This is a genomic window from Pseudomonas glycinae (genome assembly GCF_001594225.2).
GTDB classification, from domain to species: Bacteria; Pseudomonadota; Gammaproteobacteria; order Pseudomonadales; family Pseudomonadaceae; genus Aquipseudomonas; species Aquipseudomonas glycinae.
This window is the reverse complement of sequence record NZ_CP014205.2, coordinates 2,975,105-2,997,598: the sequence shown is the minus strand read 5'-3', so window position 1 is coordinate 2,997,598 and position 22,494 is coordinate 2,975,105. Positions and strand designations below refer to the sequence as shown.

Below are 22,494 nucleotides of genomic sequence, written 5' to 3'. Positions count from 1 at the left end.
TTTTGTTTTTACGGCAGATTAAATACCCAGCTCCGCCCTCCCCCGCGCACAGCCCGTCTACACTCGAAACATTCCCCCGAGCCATAACGAGACCGTTATGCCCAGACTGGCGTCCGTGCTTTTTTTGCTGCCACTGATGATCTGGACCGCAACGGCTGACGCGCTGACTCTGAACGATGAAGAACGTAGCTGGCTGGCGGCTCACCCGGACCTGCGCCTGGGTGTCGATGCGTCGTGGCCACCCTTCGAGTTCCGCGACGATCAGAGCCGCTATCAGGGCCTGGCTGCGGACTATATCGATGTGATTCGCCAACGCCTGGCGATCAAACTCACGCCCATCGAGCCGGTGAGCTGGACGGTCGTGCTCGAACAGGCGAAAAACGGCACGATCGACCTGCTGCCGGGGATCATGTCTACCCCGGAACGCCAAAGCTACCTCTCATTTACCCGCCCTTACCTCGACTTTCCGATCGTCATCCTCGCCCACGTCGGCGGCCCGCAACCGCGCAAGCTCGAGGAGCTTTACGGTCTGAAAATCGCCGTAGTGGAAAACTACGCCCCCCATGAGCTGCTGCGCACCCATCACCCCGACCTGAACCTGGTGGCAATGCCCAATGTCAGCTCCGCGTTACAGGCCCTGGCCACCGATGAAGTGGACGCAGTGGTTGGCGACCTGGCCTCCAGTGTCTGGAGCCTGCGCCAGCTCAAACTGGATGGTTTGTATGTCAGTGGCGAAACCCCTTATCGCTACCAACTGGCGATGGGCGTTCCTCGGGACAACAAAATGCTGGTGGGGATTCTGGACAAGGTGCTGGCCGACATGTCCCCGGAAGAAATCAGCAGCATTCAGGAGCATTGGGTCGGCAACGTCCTCGATCACCGGACATTCTGGTCGGATCTGCTGATTTACGGGTTACCGGGCCTCTCGCTTCTGGTCATCGTGCTGGCGGTGGTGATCCGCATCAACCGTCGTCTGAGCTCGGAAATTGCCCGACGCATCGACCTCGAACAGGAGCTGCGCAGCAGCGAATACCATTATCGCGGACTGGTGGAGAGTCTTTCGGCCATCGCCTGGGAAGCGCGGATCAGCGATTTCACCTACAGCTATGTGTCGCCCCACGCCGAAGACCTGCTCGGCTATCCGCTGTCTCATTGGCTGATTCCGGGCTTCTGGCGCAACATCATTCACCCGGCCGATCTGACCCGCGCCCAGAGTTTCTGCGATCACGAAGTCTTGGCTGGACGCGACCACAGCCTCGATTACCGGGTGATCACCGCTGACGGCCGCTGCCTGTGGGTGCGCGACATCGTCAGCCTGATCGAACACGGCCACGAGCCGGTGATGCGCGGTCTGATGATCGACATCAGTGAAACCAAACGCACTGAAGAGGCGCTGCGCCTGTCGGAACAGAAGTTCGCGTCGGTATTCCAGCAATGCCCGGACATCCTGGTCATCGCCCGGCTCTCGGACGGCTGCCTGCTGGAGGTTAACGAGGCTTTTGAGGAACAGATCGGGCTCAAGGCCGAAGAGGTGATTGGCCAGACCGCCACCGAACTCAACATCTGGGGCATTCCCGGAGTCGGCCCGGGCCTCCTTCAGCGCCTGCAAGCCGGCAGCATTCGCAACCTGGAGATGCCCTTTCGCCGCAACAATGGTCAGGTGTTCACCGGGCTGATTTCCGCTGAACCCTTCGAGCTCGACACCACGCCGGCGCTGGTCGTGGTGGTGCGCGACATTACCCAGCTCAAGGAAACCCAGCAGCAACTGCAAACCTCCGAAGAGAAGTTCGCCAAGGCCTTCCACGCCTCGCCTGACGGTCTGCTGCTGTCGCGCCAGAGCGATGGTCTGCTGCTGGAGGTCAACGAAGGTTTCAGTCGTATCACCGGTTTCAACAGCGCCATGTCGGTGGATCGCTCGGCGCTGGACCTGGGCATCTGGGTCAACCTCAACGAACGCAAGCAAATGCTCGACCTGCTGCACCGCGACGGGTTCGTTCGCGACTTCAGCTGCCATATCCGCCGCAGCGACGGGCAGATCCGCCTCTGCGAGGTGTCCAGCCGTCCGCTACCGATCGGTGAAGAAGACTGCATGCTGACCATCGCCCGGGACATCACCGAACGCCACCTGATGCAGGAAAAACTGCAACAGGCCGCAACCGTGTTCGAAAGTACCGCCGAAGGCGTGTTGATCACCGACACCCAGCAACACATCAGTGCCGTAAACCGGGCGTTCACCGAAATCACCGGTTACAGCGAAAGTGAAGCGCTCGGTCATACTCCGCGCCTCCTTGCATCCGGTCTGCACGACAGCGCGTTTTATGCGGCGATGTGGCATCAATTGACCGACGAAGGCCATTGGCAGGGCGAAATCTCCAACCGGCGCAAGAACGGCGAACTGTACCCGAGCTGGCTGACCATCAGCGCCGTGCGCAACCGCGACAAGTTCATCACCCACTTCGTCGCAGTATTTGCCGATATCTCCAGCCTCAAGCACGCCCAGGCCAAACTCGACTACCAGGCGCATCACGACCCGCTCACCGGCCTGCCGAACCGCACGCTGTTCGAAAGCCGTCTGTTGATGGCACTCAACAGCCAGCAGGAAAACGGCGGCCAGGGCGCGGTGCTGTTCCTCGATCTCGACCGCTTCAAGCACATCAATGACAGCCTCGGTCACCCGGTCGGTGATTTGCTGCTCAAGGGCATCGCCGTGCGCCTCAAGGAACAACTGCGTGATATCGACACCGTGGCGCGGCTGGGGGGCGACGAGTTCATTATTCTGCTGCCCGGCCTGCAACAACCCGGCGATGCCGACAACATCGCCACCAAATTGCTGAACTGCTTTGGCGCGCCATTCCAGGCCGGCGAGCATGAGTTTTTCATCAGCGCCAGCATCGGCACCAGCCTTTACCCACGCGACGGCTGCGATGTCGCGACCCTGATCAAAAATGCGGACGCGGCGATGTACCGCTCCAAGGCCAAGGGTCGCAACCGGGTCGAAAGCTACACCCGCGACCTCACCGCCCAGGCCAGCGAACGGGTAGCACTGGAGCACGAACTTCGCCGGGCCATCGAACGCGAAGAGTTGTATCTCTATTACCAACCGAAAATCAGCCTCGACGATCACAGCCTGGTTGGCGCCGAAGCTCTGATCCGCTGGCGCCACCCGAACTTCGGCGATGTGCCACCGGAGCACTTCATCCCGCTGGCGGAAGAGAACGGCATGATTCTGCAAATCGGCGACTGGGTGCTGGAAACCGCCTGCCGGCAGATGTTCGAGTGGGGCCAGATCTATGAATCCCTCGGCCCGCTGTCGGTGAACCTCGCCGGCGCACAACTGCGCCAGCCGAACCTGCTGGGACGCATCGAGCAACTGCTCAAGGACAACCGCCTGCAACCGGAATTACTGCAACTGGAAATTACCGAAAACTTCATCATGAGCCAGGCTGAAGAAGCCCTGGCGGTGCTGCACCAGCTCAAACACCTGGGCGTGCAACTGGCCATCGACGACTTCGGCACCGGTTATTCCTCGCTGAGTTATCTCAAACGCCTGCCACTGGACATCCTCAAGATCGACCAGTCTTTCGTCCGCGGACTGCCCGACGACCCGCACGACGCGGCAATCGTGCGCGCCATCATTGCCCTGGGCCGCAGCATGCAATTCACCGTGATCGCCGAAGGCGTGGAAACCCAGGCCCAGCAACAATTCCTCGCCGCCGAAGGCTGTGAACAGATCCAGGGCTACATCGTCAGCCTGCCGCTGCCGCCCGAGGAATTCGCCGCGACGTTTCTTCGCATATCCGTATCGGATTTTTCGGATAGCACAGCCGAGAAACCGTCGCTATAATCCGCGGCCTACTGAGGGCCTATAGCTCAGTTGGTTAGAGCAGAGGACTCATAATCCTTTGGTCCACGGTTCAAGTCCGTGTGGGCCCACCAAACATGAAAAAGCCGCGCTTATGTGCGGCTTTTTTTCGCCTGTCGTTTGGCGATTACGGTCGTTACAAGCGCCATACTCGGAAGACTACCGCGAGGTCTGTAGGTTATTTCCCAAGCTGTGTTTTCACTCAGTTTTCGGCCTTGTTGGCCTTTTCTCCGAACGAGTAATCTCCGGGCGCCGCTGTTCGCCAGGGATTACTTTCATGCTCGTGAATGCTGCGCCACTTATAAAAGAATCAGGTGGCCAACAAACATGGATCGACTTAGCTTTGCCCGACCTGCGAACACTGGCCAGGGAGCTTCGCTCGGCCGCAATTGATGAAGTGAAAAGGGCAGACGATGCGCAAGGAGCCCTCAGAATTCTCCTGACTCATTTCGGATTCATCGATGAGGCATTACTCGCAGTCACTATCCTCACACCGATCAGAAACGTTGCGGTCATGAGGGACAAACTCGCCCACATCGTCGAAAAACGTGCTGACTCACGAGAGCGCTACGTTCGGCATGCGATTGACACGCTGACGGGGCCGTTTGAAATATGGAGAGTGCTGTACGACAACGGCGGATACCGCATGGCTTTCATCAACGCCTATGAGGCAAAAAATGACATGCTCGTCGTGGTAGATGTCAGGCACGGACACGTCCTGTGGAACTTCATGCATGCTCCGGCAAGAGCGATGAACAAGCACCGTCAGGGCGAACTTCTCTACAAGAGATACATTCTTCAGGACAAACAAAAAGAGGAGCCTGTTGGCTCCCCTTGAATATTTGAATCCTGATATTGGCATCCTCAGGAAATGGGATGAAGAGGTCTCACCTTACACCGATGTTGCAGCATCGCTGAGGTACCTACGTCTGCTGAGGCCCTGCAAGGCAGCAGATTTCGCGCTCTTGAGGCCATTTTTGATAAAGGCAGCAGGCAAGTCAAATCATTTGTCTGTTCTTTTGTTTCAGTTAAATCCCCGATCCGGTGGCTGCCTGATCCCCCGCCGCTCAATCAGCGCTCACAAGCGCCTCGCCGTACGAGCCTGTAACATGCAGCCACATTGATCCGTACCGCTGGAGCCTGCCCTTGCCCGACATCCGCCCACCCGTGCTCGATGAAATCGACCGCCAGCTGATCGCTGCTCTGCAAATCAACGCCCGTGAAAGCGTGGCGATGCTGGCCAGACAATTGGGGATCGCCCGCACGACCGTGACTTCACGACTGGCGCGGCTGGAAAAGGCCAAAGTCATCACCGGCTACGGCGTGCGTCTGGGCCAGCGCGTGGTGGACGGCGGATTGCAGGCTTACGTCGGGATCAAGGTGCAGCCACGCTCCGGCAAAGAGGTGTTGCGCCGTTTGAGCGCAATGGCTCAGGTGCAGCAATTGTGCGCGGTGAGTGGCGAATTCGATTATGTGGCGTGGCTGCGGACCGATTCGCCGGAGCAGCTTGATCAACTTCTGGATCAGATCGGCAGCGTAGACGGTGTGGAGAAAACCACGACCTCGATCATTCTCAGCAGCAAGATTGATCGCGGCCATCCAGTCTGACCAATAAAATCGTCAGATTGCAGCACATACACTCAAAACGACGACACATTGCGTCTTATTAACGTGTTCTACGCTCCCTAGAATGGCTGGCATCTTTTCCTATACTCAGACGCGCCTCCAGCGTCGGGTCGCCAGCAAGGTCAGCCATGAACAAGAACAATCGTCATCCTGCAGACGGTAAGAAACCGATCACCATTTTCGGCCCGGACTTTCCTTTCGCCTTCGACGACTGGATCGAACACCCGGCCGGTCTCGGCAGCATTCCCGAGCACAACCACGGAGCCGAAGTGGCCATCGTCGGGGCCGGCATTGCGGGTCTGGTGGCGGCGTATGAGCTGATGAAACTCGGCTTGAAGCCGGTCGTTTATGAGGCCTCGAAGCTTGGCGGTCGTCTGCGTTCGCAAGCATTCAACGGCACCGACGGCATCGTCGCCGAGCTCGGCGGCATGCGTTTCCCGGTGTCCTCCACCGCGTTCTATCACTACGTCGACAAACTCGGCCTCGAGACCAAGCCCTTCCCCAACCCGCTGACCCCGGCCTCCGGCAGCACCGTGATCGACCTGGAAGGAAAAACCCATTACGCACAGAGCCTGAAGGATCTTCCTGCACTGTTCCAGGAAGTGGCTGACGCCTGGGCTGACGCTCTGGAGGCCGGCTCACAGTTCGCCGATATCCAGCAGGCGATCCGCGACCGTGACGTGCCGCGCCTGAAAGAGCTGTGGAACACGCTGGTTCCTCTGTGGGACGACCGCACCTTCTACGACTTCGTCGCCACGTCGAAAGCCTTCGCCAAACTGTCGTTCCATCACCGCGAAGTGTTCGGCCAGGTTGGTTTCGGTACCGGCGGCTGGGACTCGGACTTCCCCAACTCGATGCTGGAAATCTTCCGCGTGGTGATGACCAACTGCGACGATCACCAGCACCTGGTGGTCGGCGGCGTCGAACAAGTACCGCAAGGCATCTGGCGTCATGCGCCGGAGCGCTGCGTACACTGGCCGGCAGGCACCAGCCTGAAATCGCTGCATCACGGTGCCCCGCGCTCCGGGGTAAAGAAAATCGCCCACGCGCCTGACGGACGTTTCGCGGTCACCGACAACAATGGCGACACCCGCGAATACGCCGCCGTACTGACCACCTGCCAGAGCTGGCTGCTGACCACCCAGATCGAATGCGACGAAACCCTGTTTTCGCAAAAGATGTGGATGGCCCTGGACCGCACGCGCTACATGCAATCATCGAAGACCTTCGTGATGGTCGACCGCCCGTTCTGGAAGGACAAGGACCCGGAAACCGGCCGCGACCTGATGAGCATGACCCTCACCGATCGCCTGACCCGCGGCACCTATCTGTTCGACAACGGCGACGACAAACCCGGTGTGATCTGCCTTTCGTACTCGTGGATGAGCGATGCACTGAAGATGCTCCCGCACCCGGTGGAAAAACGCGTGAAACTGGCGCTGGATGCGTTGAAGAAGATCTACCCGAAGGTCGACATCGCCGCGCGGATCATCGGCGATCCGATCACCGTGTCGTGGGAAGCCGACCCGCACTTCCTCGGTGCGTTCAAGGGCGCCCTGCCCGGCCACTATCGCTACAACCAGCGCATGTACGCGCACTTCATGCAGGACGACATGCCGCCGGAGCAGCGCGGCATTTTCATCGCCGGCGACGACGTATCGTGGACGCCGGCCTGGGTGGAAGGCGCGGTGCAGACGTCGCTTAACGCAGTCTGGGGAATCATGAAGCACTTCGGCGGGTCCACACATAAAGAGAACCCTGGCCCGGGTGATGTGTTCAACGACATCGGCCCGATCGCCCTGCCCGAGTAAGAGGAATCTTCAATGCGTGTAGCCCTTTACCAATGTCCACCGCTGCCACTGGAACCCGCCGCCAACCTTCAGCGCCTGCACCAACTGGCGATGGAAGCCAAAGGCGCCGACCTGCTGGTGGTGCCGGAGATGTTCCTGACCGGCTACAACATCGGCAAGGAGGCGGTCGCGACATTGGCCGAGGTCTACAACGGTGAGTGGGCCCAGCAAGTCGGACGGATCGCCAAGGCTGCCGGCCTGGCGATCCTTTATGGTTACCCGGAGCGCACCGCCGAAGGACAGATCTACAACGCTGTGCAGTTGATCGACTCGAGCGGCGAGCGCCTGTGCAATTACCGCAAGACGCATCTTTTCGGCGATCTGGATCGTTCGATGTTCAGTCCCGGCGATGGTGAGTTCCCCATCGTCGAGCTCAACGGCTGGAAGCTGGGTTTCCTGATCTGCTACGACCTGGAGTTCCCGGAAAACGCCCGGCGCCTGGCCCTTGAAGGCGCCGAGCTGATTCTGGTGCCGACAGCCAACATGATTCCTTTCGATTTCATCGCCGACGTTTCCGTGCGCTCTCGCGCCTTTGAAAACCAGTGCTACGTGGCATACGCCAACTATTGCGGCCACGAAGGCGATATCCATTACTGCGGGCAAAGCAGCATCGCCGCGCCGGATGGCAGCCGCATCGCCCAGGCCGGACTAGACGAAGCACTGATCGTCGGTGAGCTGGATCGCCAGTTGATGGCCGACTCGCGCAGCGCCAACCGCTACTTCAACGACCGCCGCCCCGAACTTTACGACGCGCTCAACAAGCGCTAATCCGCTAGCATTGGCACTTCACTGTTCTGGAAGTGCCCATGCCTGCGCCGACTCACCCCCGCCCCCACACCGAAACCCTGGCCAACGGCTTGCGCGTGACCCTGCGTCACGTGCCCGGAGTGAAGCGCAGCGCCGCCGCGTTGCGGGTGGCTGCCGGCAGTCATGACGTGCCGTTGGCGTGGCCGGGGCTGGCGCACTTCCTTGAGCATTTGCTGTTCCTCGGCACTGAGCATTTTCCTGCAAGCCAAGGGCTGATGGCTTACGTGCAAAGTCACGGCGGTCAAGTGAATGCCAGCACCCGCGAGCGCACCACCGATTTCTTCTTTGAGTTACCGCCTGCGTCCTTCCGCGCTGGGCTGGAGCGCCTATCGGACATGCTCGCCCATCCGCGTATGAATCCGGACGATCAGGTGCGGGAGCGAGAAGTGTTACAGGCGGAGTTTGTCGCGTGGTCGCAGGATGCTGCGGCTCAGCAGAAAGAGGCGCTGTTCGAGGGATTGTCGGCAGCGCATCCTTTGCGCGGCTTTCACGCTGGAAACCGCGACAGCCTGCCGGTTGAACAAGCGGATTTTCAGCAGGCGTTGAGAGATTTCCATCAGCAGTTTTACCGCACCGGGCAGATGATCCTGAGTCTGGTCGGGCCGCAGAGTGTGGAAGAACTGCGAGCGCTGGCGGAGCAGTTTGCCGCCGCGCTGACGGCTGGGGATAAAACTTCACAGGCAGCCCCCGTTCGCTTGATGGACACTCCACAGGCAAGTTATCAACAGGTCGGCGAACGGAACGGCAATCTGCTGTTTGCGTTGGAGGGTTTGCCGAAGTCGTCGGCCGAGGCGCTGGCGTTTCTTTGTCACTGGTTGAACAGTGCCAAGCCCGGTGGGCTGCTCGCTCACTTGCAACAGCAGGGATTCGCGGAAGGCTTACAGGCCTGTGTACCCTATCAATTTGCTGGGCAGGCTTTGCTACATATTCAGTTCACTGGGGCATCCGGGTCACTCGACGCTCTCCGCGCACAGTTTCTCGACTGGTTGAGCTTCTTCGCAGCGCAGCAGGACTGGCCGGCGTTGCGTCAGGAGTATGCAATGCTGCTTGAACGGCAGCAGCAGGTCAGCGGCGCGTTGCAGCTGGCGCGAATCGACAGCGAACGACTTGAAAATGGCCTCTGCGATTCGGCCGTTGCGGCGCTGAAAGTGATTCTCGGCAAAATCGGCACTGTGGATAACTTCAGCAGCCACTGGCATCTACCCGCTGCCAATCCGTTCCTGCGCGCAGCCGAACCGCTGGCCAACGCCGGCCTGATCCGCGGCCAGACCAGCGCCCACCGAGGTCTGCGCACGTTCGCTCAGGATCGCTCGCGCAGCCGTCGCGAACGCTCGCCAATGCAATTCAGCCAGGCGCTGCCGGATAACGGTGACGAAGGTGCGGTGTATGTTCGCTGGCAGACGGAAGCAGCGGCCACGGCCGAGCTGCAAGCGAAACTGCAACGCAGTCTGCGGGAGGTTTCCGACGACGCGCGTCAGGCCGGGGTCGAATTGTCCTTCAACGCCACGGGTAATCAGTGGCTGCTGAATCTCACCGGCCTGCAGGACACGCTGCCCGTTGTGCTGGAGCACGCGCTGAAATCCCTGACTCAAGTGGGCGCCGACTCCGCGAAAGGCGAGCCGCAACCTGCGCTGATACCGATCCGCCAACTGCTCAAGGCATTGCCCGAAAAGTGCCTGACAGCGGTAGGCGAATCCGATGACGCCGCGCACCTGTGGACAACTTCCCGCTGGGACGGCCTGGCCTTGGGGCTCAGCCCACAAACCCAGTCAGCCATGGGTCTGGCCCTGAGCCGCATTCCCGGCATCCCGGACAATCAAATTCCCGCACCTTCTGTCATCAACGCCGGGCTCCAGTGGAATCAGATCGACAGCGACTCCAGCGAACACGCCTTGTTGCTGTTCTGCCCGACCGCCAGCCACGAAATCGCCGATGAAGCCGCGTGGCGCATGCTCGCCCACCTGTGCCAGACGCCGTTCTACCAACGCCTGCGAGTCGAACGGCAACTGGGTTATGCGGTGTTCAGCGGGTTGCGCCAGATTCATGGCCAGAGCGGATTGCTGTTCGGTGTGCAATCGCCCACGGCCACCGCCGCGCAATTGCTCGACCACATTCAGCAGTTTCTCGATGGCCTGCCAGCCCTTGTCGAACAGCTGGATGCCGCCAGCCTCACTCAGCAACGCCAGACGCTTGCCGATCAGTTCGATGACAACGTCCTGTCCGGCAAAGATGCGGCCGAACTCCTGTGGCAGGCCCGCCTCGCCGGCCACTCGTCGGATTATCTGCTGCAATTACGCAGCGCAATCGCTCAACTGGATCGCCCGGCGTTGCTGGCCGCCGCACAACGTCTGATCCGCGCCGAGGGCGGCTGGCACGGTCTGGCCAACAGCCCTTCGCCGGGCGCGCCCTGGCACGCGGCTAAATGATCATTACCGGGGCTGCAAGGAGCTTTCTCAAAGATTCACGGGCAAAGCCCCTGAAATTTTGAGTAACATAGCCACCTAACTATTTGGAACATCCCCGCGCTGCCGTGGACTATACCTATGGATAGCGCTATCTCACCCACCTGAAAAAGGAGTCACCCGATGGCTTGGACTAAACCTGCTTACACCGACCTGCGCATCGGCTTCGAAGTCACCATGTACTTCGCCAGCCGCTGAGTCCTGCCTCAAGCAGAACACTGCAGTGCAACGCCTCGGCTCGCCGGGGCGTTTTATTTTCAGCGTTGAAATGATGGAGCGTTCATGTTCGTCCAGATTCTGGGTTCGGCCGCCGGTGGCGGTTTTCCGCAGTGGAACTGCAACTGCGTCAATTGCGCCGGTTTTCGCGACGGCAGCCTGAATGCCCAGGCCCGCACCCAATCGTCCATTGCCATCTCCGATGACGGCGTGAACTGGGTACTGTGCAACGCCTCCCCGGACATCCGCGCGCAGCTTCAGAGCTTCGCCCCGATGCAACCGGGCCGTGCCCTGCGTGACACCGGCATCAGCGCGATCATCCTGATGGACAGCCAGATCGACCACACCACCGGTCTGCTCAGCCTGCGCGAAGGTTGCCCGCATCAGGTCTGGTGCACCGACATGGTCCACGAAGACCTGAGCACCGGTTTCCCGCTGTTCACCATGCTCAAGCACTGGAACGGCGGGCTGGACTGGAACCGCATCGAACTCGACCAGAGCTTCACCGTCGCCGCGTGCCCGAACCTGCGCTTCACCCCGCTGCCTCTGCGCAGCGCCGCACCGCCTTACTCGCCGCACCGCTTCGACCCGCACCCGGGCGACAACATCGGCCTGATCGTCGAAGACCTCAGCACCGGCGGCAAACTGTTCTACGCCCCGGGCCTGGGCAAGGTCGACGCGCCGCTGCTGGAAATCATGGCCGGCAGCGACTGCGTGCTGGTGGACGGGACGATGTGGGACGACGACGAAATGCAGCGCCGTGGCGTCGGCACCCGCACCGGCCGCGAAATGGGCCACCTGGCGCAGAATGGCCCCGGCGGCATGCTCGAAGTGCTGGAACAGCTTCCCGAGCAGCGCAAGGTGCTCATCCACATCAACAACACCAACCCGATTCTCGACGAAGACTCCCCAGAGCGCGCGGAACTGGTTCGGCGCAATGTTGAAGTGGCGTATGACGGCATGAGCATCGTCCTGTAACGAATGCCCGGAGAACCGCAATGACCGACACCCCGCTGTCCCCCACCGAATTCGAGGCGGCCCTGCGCGCCAAGGGCGCCTATTACCACATTCATCACCCGTATCACGTGGCGATGTATGAAGGCCGGGCCACCCGTGAGCAGATCCAGGGCTGGGTCGCCAACCGCTTCTACTATCAGGTGAACATCCCCCTGAAAGACGCGGCGATCCTCGCCAACTGCCCGGATCGCGAGATCCGCCGCGAGTGGATTCAGCGCCTGCTCGACCACGACGGCGCCCCCGGTGAAGATGGCGGCATCGAAGCCTGGCTGCGCCTCGGCCAGGCCGTCGGTCTCGATCCGGATCAATTGCGCTCCCAGGAACTGGTGCTGCCCGGCGTGCGTTTCGCCGTCGACGCCTACGTCAACTTCGCCCGCCGCGCCAGTTGGCAGGAGGCCGCCAGCAGCTCGCTGACCGAGCTGTTCGCGCCCCAGATCCACCAGTCGCGGCTCGACAGCTGGCCGCAGCATTACCCGTGGATCGACCCGGCCGGCTACGAATATTTCCGCACCCGTCTCGGCCAGGCCCGGCGCGATGTCGAGCATGGTCTGGCGATCACGCTGGAGCACTACAAGACCCGCGAAGGCCAGGAACGCATGCTGGAAATTCTCCAGTTCAAACTGGACATCCTTTGGAGCATGCTCGATGCCATGAGCATGGCCTACGAACTGAACCGCCCGCCGTATCACAGCGTCACCGATCAACGGGTCTGGCATAAAGGAATCGCCTTATGAGTTTCGACCGCAGCAAGACCCCGACCTGGCGTCCCGGCTACCGTTTTCAGTACGAACCGGCACAGAAAGGCCACGTGCTGCTGTACCCGGAAGGCATGATCAAGCTCAATGAAAGTGCCGCATTGATCGGCGGCCTGATCGACGGTGAGCGGGATGTCGCGGCGATCATTGCCGAACTCGACAGACAGTTCCCCGGCGTGCCCGAGCTCGGTGACGACATCGAGCAATTCATGGAGGTTGCCCGTGCGCAGCACTGGATCACCCTTGACTGATCTGCCGCCCAAGCCTGAGGTCGGCCTGCCGCTGTGGCTGCTCGCCGAGCTGACTTACCGCTGCCCGCTGCAATGCCCGTACTGCTCCAATCCGCTGGATTTCGCCGAGCAGGGCAAAGAGCTGAGCACCGAGCAGTGGATCAAGGTATTTCGCGAGGCGCGGGAGATGGGCGCGGCGCAACTGGGATTCTCCGGGGGCGAGCCGCTGGTGCGCCAGGACCTCGCCGAGCTGATCCGTGAAGCGCGCCAGTTGGGTTTCTACACCAACCTGATCACCTCCGGCATCGGCCTGACCGAGCAGAAGATCAGCGACTTCAAGAAGGCCGGGCTCGATCACATCCAGATCAGCTTCCAGGCCAGCGACGAGCAAGTGAACAACCTGCTCGCCGGCTCGAAAAAGGCCTTCGCGCAGAAACTGGAAATGGCCCGCGCCGTGAAGGCTCACGGCTATCCGATGGTGCTGAACTTCGTCACTCATCGGCACAACATCGACAAGATCGACCGCATCATCGAACTGTGTATTGCGCTGGAGGCCGACTTCGTCGAACTCGCCACCTGCCAGTTCTACGGCTGGGCGCAGCTCAATCGTGTCGGCCTGTTGCCGACCAAGGAACAACTGGTTCGCGCCGAACGCATCACCAACGAATACCGCGCCAAACTGGAAGCCGAAGGGCATCCGTGCAAGCTGATTTTCGTCACCCCGGACTATTACGAAGAGCGCCCGAAAGCCTGCATGAACGGCTGGGGCAGTCTGTTTCTGACGGTCACACCGGACGGCACCGCCCTGCCCTGTCATGGCGCCCGACAGCTGCCGGTACAATTTCCCAATGTGCGCGACCACAGCATGCAGCACATCTGGTACGACTCGTTCGGCTTCAACCGCTTTCGCGGCTATGACTGGATGCCAGAGCCGTGCCGCTCCTGCGACGAAAAAGAGCAGGATTTCGGCGGCTGCCGCTGCCAGGCCTTCATGCTTACCGGCGATGCCAGCAATGCCGACCCGGTGTGCAGCAAGTCAGAACATCACGGCGTGATTCTCAAGGCCCGCGAAGAAGCCGAGCACGCCACCCAGACCATCGAACAACTGGCCTTTCGCAATGAACGAAACTCGCGCCTCATCGCCAAAGGCTGAGCCTTTCAGCGCCACCGCTGCGGTTGCCGCCGGCGTGGACTTCGCCGAATTGCAGCTCGGCGCCCGTGGTTTGTTCTGGAATGAATATCGCCCGACAGACGCCGCGTGCCGGATCTGGCACTGGCGCGATGGTGTGGCGAAATGTCTGACGCCTGCGGGTTTCAGTGTGCGCAGCCGGGTGTACGAATATGGCGGTGGGGCGTTTTGCCTGACGCCTGACGGGGTGGTTTTCGTCAACGAGGCGGATCAACAGCTGTATCGCCAGACGCTGGACGGCGAGCCCGTGGCCTTGACGTCTGGCGAGTGTCGTTATGGCGATCTGAACTACGCCGACGGGCAGGTGCTGTCCGTTGAAGAGAACGGTGATCGCCATCGGCTGGTGGCTATCGATCTGGCGAATGGCGAGCGTCATAGGCTGATTGAAGGCGCGGATTTTTATGCATCGCCGATCATCAGTCCGGACGGCCAGCGCCTGGCGTGGATCGAGTGGAGCCGTCCGCATCAGCCGTGGACATCCACACGACTGATGCTCGCCGCGCGCTCGGATAGCGGGTTTTCCGTCCCACGCTGTGTGGCGGGTGAAACCCTTGAAGAGTCGATCCAGCAACCGCGTTTCGATGCCAATGGCCGACTGGGCTGTCTGACCGATCGTGGTGGTTATTGGCAACCGTGGGTCGAGTCGGCAAACGGTTTGCAACCGTTAGCTAGCGCCGAAGCCGATCACGCTCCAGCCCCATGGCAACTTGGCGGCTGCACCTGGCTGCCCACCGGCGAAAGCTTTCTGGCGAGCTGGAGCGAAGGCGGTTTCGGTCGTCTGGCGCTCAACGGCGAAGACTTCACCGGCGACTACAGTCGCTTCCGGCATCTGGCTGTCGATGATCAATTTGTCTACTGCATTGCCGCCTCACCGATCAGCCCTTCAGCGGTGATCGCCATCGATCGCGACTCGGGCGAAGTGAACGTCCTGGCCGGCGGTGTTGCACCGCTGCCAGCCGAGCGCATCAGCCGACCGCAAACCCTGCGCTACCCCAGTGATTCGGGTGAAGCACACGGTTTCTTTTACCCGGCCACGAATGGCGATGCGAAACCGCCGCTGGTGGTGTTCATCCACGGCGGCCCGACATCAGCCTGCTACCCGATGCTCGACCCGCGCATTCAGTACTGGACACAACGAGGCTTCGCCGTCGCCGATCTCAACTACCGAGGCAGCAGCGGTTATGGCCGGGAGTATCGGCAGGCGCTGCATCTGAGTTGGGGCGCGGTGGACGTCGAGGACGCGTGTGCGGTCGTGGCCTACCTTAATGATCGCGGCATGATCGACGGCGAACGTGCATTCATCCGTGGCGGCAGCGCCGGTGGTTACACGACGCTATGTGCCCTGGCGTTCCATCAGGTATTTCGCGCCGGCGCCAGCCTGTACGGCGTCAGCGACCCGGTGGCCCTGGCCCGCGCAACACACAAGTTCGAAGGCGATTACCTGGACTGGCTGATCGGCGACCCAGAGAAGGACGCCGAACGCTACGCCGCCCGCACGCCGTTGCTGCACGCAGGCAACATCCGCGTACCCGTGATTTTCTTTCAGGGTGAACTGGACGCCGTCGTCGTGCCGCAACAGACCCGCGACATGGTCGCGGCTCTGGAGCAAAACGGCATTGAGGTCGAGGCGCATTACTACACCGACGAACGCCACGGCTTCCGCCGGGCCGCCAACCAGGCCCATGCGCTGGAGCAGGAATGGCGGTTCTACCGGCGAGTGATGGGTTTGACGGACTGAGACTCAGCGTTTGGCGATGATGTACACCGCATGCACGATCCCCGGGATGTAACCGCACAACGTCAGCAGAATGTTCAGCCAGAACGCGCCGCCGAACCCGACCTGCAGAAATACACCCAGTGGCGGCAACAGAATGGCAATGATGATGCGGATAAAGTCCATGGGGCAGCTCCTGATTGGGGGTTGGCTCACCTGAGCCATACAAGCTAATCGACCTGTGCCGTTTGTCAGGGTTCAGTGCAAACCGCAATCTCGCCATCTGATTGCCATTACCCGGCCACAAAAAAACGCCCCACGCCAAAAGAATCAGGCGTGGGGCGTGCGTTATACCGCGAGACGGTTCTTGAATTCGGGTGGGAAACTTCAGCTCAGACGGCAATTCCTTTGCGGCATTGCAGTTGCGCGGTGCGTACTCGGGAAAAGGCACGGGCCAGGCGCAAAAGCATTTCGTCGATGTTGGCCTTGCTGACAGTGAGCGCCGGGGTGAAGCGCAGGCAGTTGGCTTGTGGGGCGTTGAGCAGCAAGCCTTCGTGAAGCGCGGCTTTAACGACGGCTTCGGCGGAGTCTTCCGACAGGCTCAGTCCCCAGAACAGGCCCTGCCCGCGTAACTCTCCATGCTCATAGCGATGGGCCAGACGGGCGAGCCCTTCGCGCAGATGCTGGCCGTTGTCCCGGATCTGTTCGAGAAAGGCGCGATCCTGCACACTGTCGAGCACCACCAGGCCTGCGGCGGTCATCAGCGCGTTGCCGTGATGAGTACCGCCCAATTCGCCGGGCTCGAAACAGCAGGCCTTGCCTCGTGCCAGCAGCGCCGCCAGAGGCACGCCACCGCCGAGGCCCTTGCCGAGCACGACGATATCGGCGCGCACCCCGTAGGACTGTTCGGCGAGCAAGGTGCCACAGCGGCCGATGCCGGTCTGAACCTCGTCGAGAATCAGCAGAATCCCCAACTCCCGGCACAAACGTTCGACACCCTTGAGGTAATGCTCGGTCGCCGGGATCACCCCGGCATCGCTCTGGACCGGCTCGAGCATGATGGCCACGGTCTGCGCATCCACCGCCGCATGCAGTGCCGGCAGGTCATTGAACGGCACCAGATCGAAACCCGGCAGCAACGGTGCGAAGCGGTTGTGCAGGTTGCAACTGTCCGACGCCGAAATCGTCGCCAGACTACGTCCGTGACAGCCTTGTCTGGCGACAATGATCCGCGAGGCGCCGCCGCGATGCAGCTGGCCCCATTTGCGCGCCAGTTTGATCGCTGCCTCACAGGCCTCGCTACCGCTGTTGAGCAGATAGGCCTGATCACTGCCAGTGCTCGCACAAAGACGTTCGGCAAGGCTGAGCATGCCGCGGTTGTACAGATTGAAACCGGGATTGATCAGGGCCTGGGCCTGGCTGGCGATAGCCTTGACCAGCGCCGAAGGACTGTGGCCAAGGCTGTTGGCACCGCCGGCCTGGGAAAAGTCCAGGTAGGCGCGGTCATTGCTGTCCCACAGCCAGGAACCCTGGCCGCGAACGAATACCTGCTGCGGACGCTCGACGCTGGGCATCAGGCGCTCGGCATTCAAGCCATCAGCGGCATCCAATTCACGGGTTTCAAAAGCCAGGTCATCGAGGCTCGGCGTCTGGCGCCGCAAACTGAACAGATTCATTGAAAAAAACCTCGATCGAGGTTTTTTGAACTGCCTATGCAAACACTTTCAAAACAAACGCTGGTCATTGCGCTTTCCGGCCCTGTAAGCCTTGTGAATGCGGTTAGACTAGGCCGGTTCACGGCGTCGAGCCATTTCGATTTCCCAGCATTTTCGATAAGTTTTACTTATGGATTTCAAACAACTGCGTTATTTCGTCGCGGTCTACGAAGAAGGTCATGTCGGACGCGCCGCCGAGCGTCTGTCGATCTCTCAACCCGCGCTGTCCCAGCAGATTCGCCACCTGGAACAAAACCTCGACGTCACCCTGTTCGAGCGCAGCAGCAAACGCCTGCTGCCGACCCTTGCCGCCCATACCTTGTACAACCACGCATTGCCACTGCTCGACGGCATGCAGCGTGCACGCGAGGCGTTGGGTAACTTCAAAGGGCAGGCTCTGCGCACATTGGCGATCGGCGTGCTGCAAACCGTGCACACCAGCCTGGTGCCGCAAATGCTGGAGAGAGTGCGCAAGGCCCAGCCGCATCTAGTGGTGCAGATTTATGAACTGACGGGCCTTGAGATCGAACGGCGGTTGCTCAACGGCTCGCTGGACATCGGCATCAGCTATCTACCGCCACGCCAGCCGGGGCTGCACGGCGTGATGTTGTACGAAGATGAACTGACACTGGTCATCCCGGCGGATCATCCGCTGCGGGAATTCAAGAAAGTCTCGATGAGCCAAGCTGCCGAATTGCCGATGCTCCTACTGGGCGAAGAATTTCAGATCCGTCAGATCTGGCAGGCCCAACTGGCCAGCCTCGGGCGTCGCCCGCAAGTGCAGGCCGAGCTGAACAACATGGTGGGGATTCTCGACAGCTTGCCGCATACCCGCCTGGCGACGGTGCTGCCCGGCCGCTCGCAAAAGGAATACGACGATCAGGATCTGCTGTGGAAACCGTTAAGTGAGCCACGTGTGCCGTTGAAGGTCGGGCTGGTGTGTCGCGATGTGCAACGCCAGCAGGCGCCATTGGCCTTGCTGCGAACGTTGCTGGAAGAGGTGATGCAGCGTGAGGACAAACCGCTGAAAGGTGCGCCGCCGCTGGACGCGCTGAGCTGAAAACTTTTCTGCGGGCATAAGAAAACCCCGCCGAAGCGGGGCTTTGCAGACTGTTTCCCTGACATCCATTTCACTCCGCCACCCTGGCAGAATCCTACGTGTCCGTGTTGTTGCTTTGCGCTTCCTGCGCGACGTCCATGGAAAGTAGATTAGCTCTGGATCCAATCCACGCCTATGGGAGAACAGCAGCACGTCATGTAAGCGATCGCTTACATGACGTTACATCATCAGAACTGCGCAGCGTCCAGCAGGAACAGCGACTCGCTTCCAGCCTTGACCGACGCGCTCAACGAGTGAATCCGCGGCAGCAGACGGGCGAAATAGAACCGCGCCGTGCCGAGTTTGCTCGCGTAGAAATCGTCCTGCGCTTCTTTGCCCAGCGACGCCTTGGCCATCAGCGCCCACATGTACGCGTAAGCGGTGTAGCCGAATACTTGCAGGTACTCGACCGATGCCGCGCCGATTTCGTTCGGGTTGGTTTTCGCCCGGTCCAGCAACCACGAGGTCAGCTCGTCGAGGGTGTCGACAGCATCATTCAGCGGCTTGGTGAACTCGCCCAGATCGGCACTGGCGGTCGCAGTGAAATGGCGGATCTCGTCGGCGAACAGCTTGTAGAACGCGCCGCCGCTGCCGACGATCTTGCGCCCCACAAGGTCCAGCGCCTGAATGCCGTTGGTGCCTTCGTAGATCTGGGTGATGCGCACGTCACGCACCAGTTGCTCCTGGCCCCACTCACGGATGTAGCCGTGGCCGCCGAAGATCTGCTGGCCGTGGACGGTGGTTTCCAGACCCAGATCGGTCAGGAACGCCTTGGCCACTGGCGTCAGCAAGGCCACCAGATCCTCTGCACGCTTGCGGGTGGCGGCGTCTTCACTGAATTTGGCGGTATCGAGTTGCATCGCCACGTAGGTGGAGAACGCACGGCCGCCTTCGTTCGAGGCTTTCATGGTCAGCAGCATGCGACGCACGTCCGGGTGAACGATGATCGGGTCAGCGACCTTGTCCTTGTTCTGCGCGCCGGTCGGCGAACGGCTTTGCAGGCGGTCGCGGGCGTATTCGATGGCGTTCTGGTACGAGCGCTCGCCGGTGGCCAGGCCCTGGATGCCGACCCCCAGACGCTCGTAGTTCATCATGGTGAACATCGCGGCCAGGCCCTTGTTTGGCTCGCCGACCAGGTAACCCACGGCTTCGTCGAAGTTCATCACGCACGTAGCCGAAGCCTGGATGCCCATCTTGTGTTCGATCGAACCGCAGTTCGCCGGGTTGCGCGCGCCCAGGCTGCCATCGGCATTGACCATGAACTTCGGCACCAGGAACAGTGAAATGCCTTTCGGCCCCGCTGGTGCGTCCGGCAGTTTGGCCAGTACCAGGTGGATGATGTTTTCGGTCAGGTCGTGCTCACCGCCGGTGATGAAGATCTTGGTGCCGCTGACCTTGTAGGAACCGTCGGCCTGAGGTTCGGCCTTGGTGCGAATGATGCCCAGGTCGGTGCCGGCGTGTGGCTCGGTCAGGCACATGGAACCGGCCCAGACACCGGCGTACATGTTCGGCAGGTAAGCGGCTTTCAGCTCTTCGCTGGCGTGGGCGTTGATCGACAGGCAAGCGCCGGCGGTCAGCATCGGGTACAGACCGAAGGACAGGCTGGCGGAGTTGACCATCTCTTCGACCTGGGCCGAGACGGCTTTTGGCATGCCCATGCCGCCGTAGGCCGGATCACCGCCAACACCGACCCAGCCGCCTTCGGCATACGTCTGATAAGCCTGTGGGAAACCGGCCGGCGTAGTGACGGCACCGTCGGCCCAGTGGCAGCCTTCTTCATCGGCGGCACGGCTCAGGGGCGCAATGCTTTTGCTGGTGACCTTGCCGGCCTCTTCGAGAATGGCCTCAACGGTTTCCGCGTCCACCGTCTCGGCCAGGGCCGGCAGTTCGGCCCAGAGTTTGGCGACTTCGAACACTTCATTGAGGACGAAGCGCATATCGCGCAGCGGCGCTTTGTAGTCAGCCATGGCAAACCTCGCAAAGATCTAAACAGGTGATTCGTGGAAGGGTGTTTTCGTTGAGCTGGAGTGTAACCCAACAACTTTTGCGACACATAGGGTCAGGCGGTGACTGATTTGTTATTTTTAGTCACAAGCAATCAACCATAAAGAAGCCCGCAATCAGCGGGCTCTTTTGTTTAACAGTGGCGTGTTACAGCGAGAACAACTGCGCCGGCAGTTTCATCAGGCAATCGCTACCCGCCTCGATCGCCGCACGATGCGCAGCGGTGCGCGGGAGCAACCGCTTGAAGTAAAACTCGCACGTCGCCAGTTTGCCCTGACAGAAATCGCCATCACCCTCCCCCGACTCCAGCTGAGTCTGAGCGACCAGCGCCATGCGCAGCCACAGGTAGCCGAGAACGATGTAACCGCTGTACATCAGGTAATCCACCGAAGCCGCGCCGACTTCATCCGGGTTCTTCATCGCGGCCATACCGACCTTCATGGTCAGCTCGCCCCATTGCTGATTGAGGTCATCGAGTTGCGCGACAAACCCGCCCAGTTGCGCATGACCGGCATTGGCAGCACAGAACTTGTGAACGATTTTGGTGAAGTTGCGCAGCAGTTTGCCCTGGCTGCCGAGCACTTTGCGCCCGAGCAGATCCAGCGCCTGAATGCCGTTGGTGCCTTCGTAGATCGGTGCAATGCGGCAATCGCGAACCAGTTGCTCCATACCCCACTCGCGGATAAATCCATGGCCGCCGAACACTTGCATGCCGAGGTTGGTCACCTCCAGGCCGGTGTCGGTCATGAACGCCTTGCAGATCGGAGTCAGGAACGCCAACAGGTCTTCGGCCTCCTGACGCGCCTCGGCGTCCGGGCTCAGGTGCGCGACATCGAGCATCTGCGCGGTGAAATAGGTCAGCGCACGGTTGCCTTCGTTGAAGGCTTTCATGGTCAGCAGCATGCGTCGCACGTCCGGGTGGACGATGATCGGATCCGCCGGTTTTTCCGGTGCTTTGGCGCCGGTCAGGGCGCGCATCTGCAGGCGGTCGTTGGCGTATTTGATTGCGCCCTGGAAACTCGCTTCGCCCAGACACAGGCCCTGCATCCCGGTGCCGAGACGCGCGTGGTTCATCATGGTGAACATGCAATTCAGGCCCTTGTTCGGCTCGCCGATCAGGAAGCCTTTGGCTTCGTCGAAGTTCAGCACGCAGGTGGCCGAGGCCTTGATGCCCATTTTGTGCTCGATCGAGCCGCAGGAAACACCGTTGCGCTTACCCGCCTCACTGGAGGCGTCCGGGAGAAATTTCGGCACGATGAACAGCGAAATCCCCTTGGTCCCGGCCGGTGCGTCCGGCAGTTTGGCCAGCACCAGATGAATGATGTTGTCACTCATGTCGTGCTCGCCGGCGGAGATGAAAATCTTGCTGCCGGTCACTGCATAACTGCCGTCGGCCTGAGGCACCGCGCGGGTCTTGATAATGCCCAGGTCGGTGCCGCAATGGGCTTCGGTCAGGCACATGGTGCCGGTCCACTGGCCCGCAGTAAGTTTGCGCAGATAGGTGTTTTTCTGCTCGTCGGTGCCGTGGGCGTGGATCGCCGACATGGCGCCATGGGTCAGGCCCGGGTACATGCCCCACGAGGTGTTGCTGGAGGCGACCATTTCGCTGATCACCAGCCCCAGCGAACTCGGCAGGCCCTGGCCGCCGTAAGCCGGATCTGCCGCCAGACCGTGCCAGCCGCCTTCCACGTATTGTGCGAAGGCTTGCTTGAAGCCTGTAGGCGTTGTCACCACGCCATTGTCGAAATGGCAGCCCTCTTCGTCGCCGCTGCGATTGAGCGGCGCCAGAACGTTCTCACAGAACTTCGCGCCTTCGTCGAGGATCGCGTTGATCATGTCCGGGCTGGCGTCGTGGGCGCCGAGGGCCGCGTACTGAGTGTGGAAGTCAAAGACGTGGTCGATCAGAAAGCGCATATCGCGCAACGGAGCTTTGTACTCGGGCATGGTG

Annotated in this window: 17 protein-coding genes and 1 tRNA gene; 14 read left to right on the top strand and 4 right to left on the bottom strand. The window is 60.8% G+C overall.

From position 1 onward, the window contains the following. Positions 1 to 97 precede the first annotated feature (97 nt). The 13 genes from AWU82_RS13500 to AWU82_RS13440 all read left to right on the top strand — a co-directional run bounded on the left by AWU82_RS13500 (position 98) and on the right by AWU82_RS13440 (position 15,752). A complete protein-coding gene (locus AWU82_RS13500) occupies positions 98 to 3,844 on the top strand; it encodes a bifunctional diguanylate cyclase/phosphodiesterase (RefSeq protein WP_064380325.1) in 3,747 nt (1,248 codons plus the stop codon). 15 nt (positions 3,845 to 3,859) lie between these two features. Next, positions 3,860 to 3,936 (top strand) — tRNA-Ile (locus AWU82_RS13495). Positions 3,937 to 4,139: 203 nt separating this feature from the next. Continuing rightward, on the top strand, positions 4,140 to 4,700 hold the full coding sequence (locus tag AWU82_RS13490) for a PBECR2 nuclease fold domain-containing protein (RefSeq protein ID WP_064380324.1): 561 nt from the start codon (positions 4,140 to 4,142) through the stop codon (positions 4,698 to 4,700). A gap of 308 nt (positions 4,701 to 5,008) precedes the next feature. Beyond that, complete coding sequence (locus AWU82_RS13485; RefSeq protein WP_007959884.1) at positions 5,009 to 5,470, top strand: Lrp/AsnC family transcriptional regulator; 462 nt, start codon at positions 5,009 to 5,011, stop codon at positions 5,468 to 5,470. A gap of 146 nt (positions 5,471 to 5,616) precedes the next feature. Continuing rightward, positions 5,617 to 7,299: a flavin monoamine oxidase family protein gene (locus AWU82_RS13480; RefSeq protein WP_064380322.1), complete on the top strand. Its 1,683-nt coding sequence runs from the start codon at positions 5,617 to 5,619 to the stop codon at positions 7,297 to 7,299. Between the two features lie 12 nt (positions 7,300 to 7,311). Then, positions 7,312 to 8,106, top strand: coding sequence for a carbon-nitrogen hydrolase family protein (locus AWU82_RS13475; protein ID WP_064380321.1), 795 nt, complete (start codon positions 7,312 to 7,314; stop codon positions 8,104 to 8,106). A gap of 38 nt (positions 8,107 to 8,144) precedes the next feature. Beyond that, a complete protein-coding gene (gene pqqF, locus AWU82_RS13470) occupies positions 8,145 to 10,571 on the top strand; it encodes a pyrroloquinoline quinone biosynthesis protein PqqF (protein ID WP_064380319.1) in 2,427 nt (808 codons plus the stop codon). Positions 10,572 to 10,730: 159 nt separating this feature from the next. Then, entirely contained in the window at positions 10,731 to 10,805 is a 75-nt protein-coding gene (pqqA, locus tag AWU82_RS13465) for a pyrroloquinoline quinone precursor peptide PqqA (RefSeq protein ID WP_003444522.1), read from the top strand. Between the two features lie 84 nt (positions 10,806 to 10,889). Beyond that, positions 10,890 to 11,801: a pyrroloquinoline quinone biosynthesis protein PqqB gene (gene pqqB / locus AWU82_RS13460; protein WP_007959878.1), complete on the top strand. Its 912-nt coding sequence runs from the start codon at positions 10,890 to 10,892 to the stop codon at positions 11,799 to 11,801. Positions 11,802 to 11,821: 20 nt separating this feature from the next. Next, complete coding sequence (pqqC, locus tag AWU82_RS13455; RefSeq protein WP_064380316.1) at positions 11,822 to 12,574, top strand: pyrroloquinoline-quinone synthase PqqC; 753 nt, start codon at positions 11,822 to 11,824, stop codon at positions 12,572 to 12,574. Continuing rightward, entirely contained in the window at positions 12,571 to 12,846 is a 276-nt protein-coding gene (gene pqqD / locus AWU82_RS13450; RefSeq protein ID WP_064380313.1) for a pyrroloquinoline quinone biosynthesis peptide chaperone PqqD, read from the top strand. Before pqqC ends, pqqD begins: the two co-directional genes overlap by 4 nt. Then, positions 12,818 to 13,978 (top strand): pyrroloquinoline quinone biosynthesis protein PqqE, encoded by a 1,161-nt coding sequence (pqqE, locus tag AWU82_RS13445; protein WP_064380312.1) that lies wholly within the window; start codon positions 12,818 to 12,820, stop codon positions 13,976 to 13,978. Before pqqD ends, pqqE begins: the two co-directional genes overlap by 29 nt. Continuing rightward, complete coding sequence (locus AWU82_RS13440) at positions 13,944 to 15,752, top strand: S9 family peptidase (RefSeq protein ID WP_084776927.1); 1,809 nt, start codon at positions 13,944 to 13,946, stop codon at positions 15,750 to 15,752. Before pqqE ends, AWU82_RS13440 begins: the two co-directional genes overlap by 35 nt. Positions 15,753 to 15,755: 3 nt before the next feature. On the opposite strand, the gene AWU82_RS13435 is transcribed toward AWU82_RS13440, so the two are convergent. After that, positions 15,756 to 15,914, bottom strand: a complete 159-nt coding sequence (locus tag AWU82_RS13435) for a YqaE/Pmp3 family membrane protein (protein WP_003228885.1) — start codon at positions 15,912 to 15,914, stop codon at positions 15,756 to 15,758. 206 nt (positions 15,915 to 16,120) lie between these two features. Then, positions 16,121 to 17,404: an aspartate aminotransferase family protein gene (locus tag AWU82_RS13430; RefSeq protein WP_064380310.1), complete on the bottom strand. Its 1,284-nt coding sequence runs from the start codon at positions 17,402 to 17,404 to the stop codon at positions 16,121 to 16,123. A 169-nt stretch (positions 17,405 to 17,573) separates the two neighbouring features. Here AWU82_RS13430 and AWU82_RS13425 point away from each other — a divergent pair, with 169 nt between their 5' ends. Beyond that, positions 17,574 to 18,503, top strand: a complete 930-nt coding sequence (locus tag AWU82_RS13425) for a LysR family transcriptional regulator (RefSeq protein ID WP_064380308.1) — start codon at positions 17,574 to 17,576, stop codon at positions 18,501 to 18,503. Positions 18,504 to 18,730: 227 nt separating this feature from the next. On the opposite strand, the gene AWU82_RS13420 is transcribed toward AWU82_RS13425, so the two are convergent. Both AWU82_RS13420 and AWU82_RS13415 read right to left on the bottom strand, forming a co-directional pair. Further along, entirely contained in the window at positions 18,731 to 20,509 is a 1,779-nt protein-coding gene (locus AWU82_RS13420; protein ID WP_011336234.1) for an acyl-CoA dehydrogenase C-terminal domain-containing protein, read from the bottom strand. A gap of 184 nt (positions 20,510 to 20,693) precedes the next feature. Beyond that, complete coding sequence (locus AWU82_RS13415; RefSeq protein WP_064380307.1) at positions 20,694 to 22,490, bottom strand: acyl-CoA dehydrogenase C-terminal domain-containing protein; 1,797 nt, start codon at positions 22,488 to 22,490, stop codon at positions 20,694 to 20,696. Between the last annotated feature and the right edge of the window lie 4 nt (positions 22,491 to 22,494).

Coding starts and splice junctions, on each gene's coding strand:
- pqqF (WP_064380319.1), top strand. CDS start 8,145: ATGCCTGCGCCGACTCACCCCCGCCCCCACACCGAAACCCTGGCCAAC.
- pqqD (WP_064380313.1), top strand. CDS start 12,571: ATGAGTTTCGACCGCAGCAAGACCCCGACCTGGCGTCCCGGCTACCGT.
- AWU82_RS13480 (WP_064380322.1), top strand. CDS start 5,617: ATGAACAAGAACAATCGTCATCCTGCAGACGGTAAGAAACCGATCACC.
- AWU82_RS13425 (WP_064380308.1), top strand. CDS start 17,574: ATGGATTTCAAACAACTGCGTTATTTCGTCGCGGTCTACGAAGAAGGT.
- AWU82_RS13440 (WP_084776927.1), top strand. CDS start 13,944: ATGAACGAAACTCGCGCCTCATCGCCAAAGGCTGAGCCTTTCAGCGCC.
- pqqB (WP_007959878.1), top strand. CDS start 10,890: ATGTTCGTCCAGATTCTGGGTTCGGCCGCCGGTGGCGGTTTTCCGCAG.
- AWU82_RS13420 (WP_011336234.1), bottom strand. CDS start 20,509: ATGGCTGACTACAAAGCGCCGCTGCGCGATATGCGCTTCGTCCTCAAT.
- pqqC (WP_064380316.1), top strand. CDS start 11,822: ATGACCGACACCCCGCTGTCCCCCACCGAATTCGAGGCGGCCCTGCGC.
- AWU82_RS13415 (WP_064380307.1), bottom strand. CDS start 22,490: ATGCCCGAGTACAAAGCTCCGTTGCGCGATATGCGCTTTCTGATCGAC.
- AWU82_RS13475 (WP_064380321.1), top strand. CDS start 7,312: ATGCGTGTAGCCCTTTACCAATGTCCACCGCTGCCACTGGAACCCGCC.
- AWU82_RS13430 (WP_064380310.1), bottom strand. CDS start 17,404: ATGAATCTGTTCAGTTTGCGGCGCCAGACGCCGAGCCTCGATGACCTG.
- AWU82_RS13500 (WP_064380325.1), top strand. CDS start 98: ATGCCCAGACTGGCGTCCGTGCTTTTTTTGCTGCCACTGATGATCTGG.
- AWU82_RS13435 (WP_003228885.1), bottom strand. CDS start 15,914: ATGGACTTTATCCGCATCATCATTGCCATTCTGTTGCCGCCACTGGGT.
- AWU82_RS13490 (WP_064380324.1), top strand. CDS start 4,140: ATGCTCGTGAATGCTGCGCCACTTATAAAAGAATCAGGTGGCCAACAA.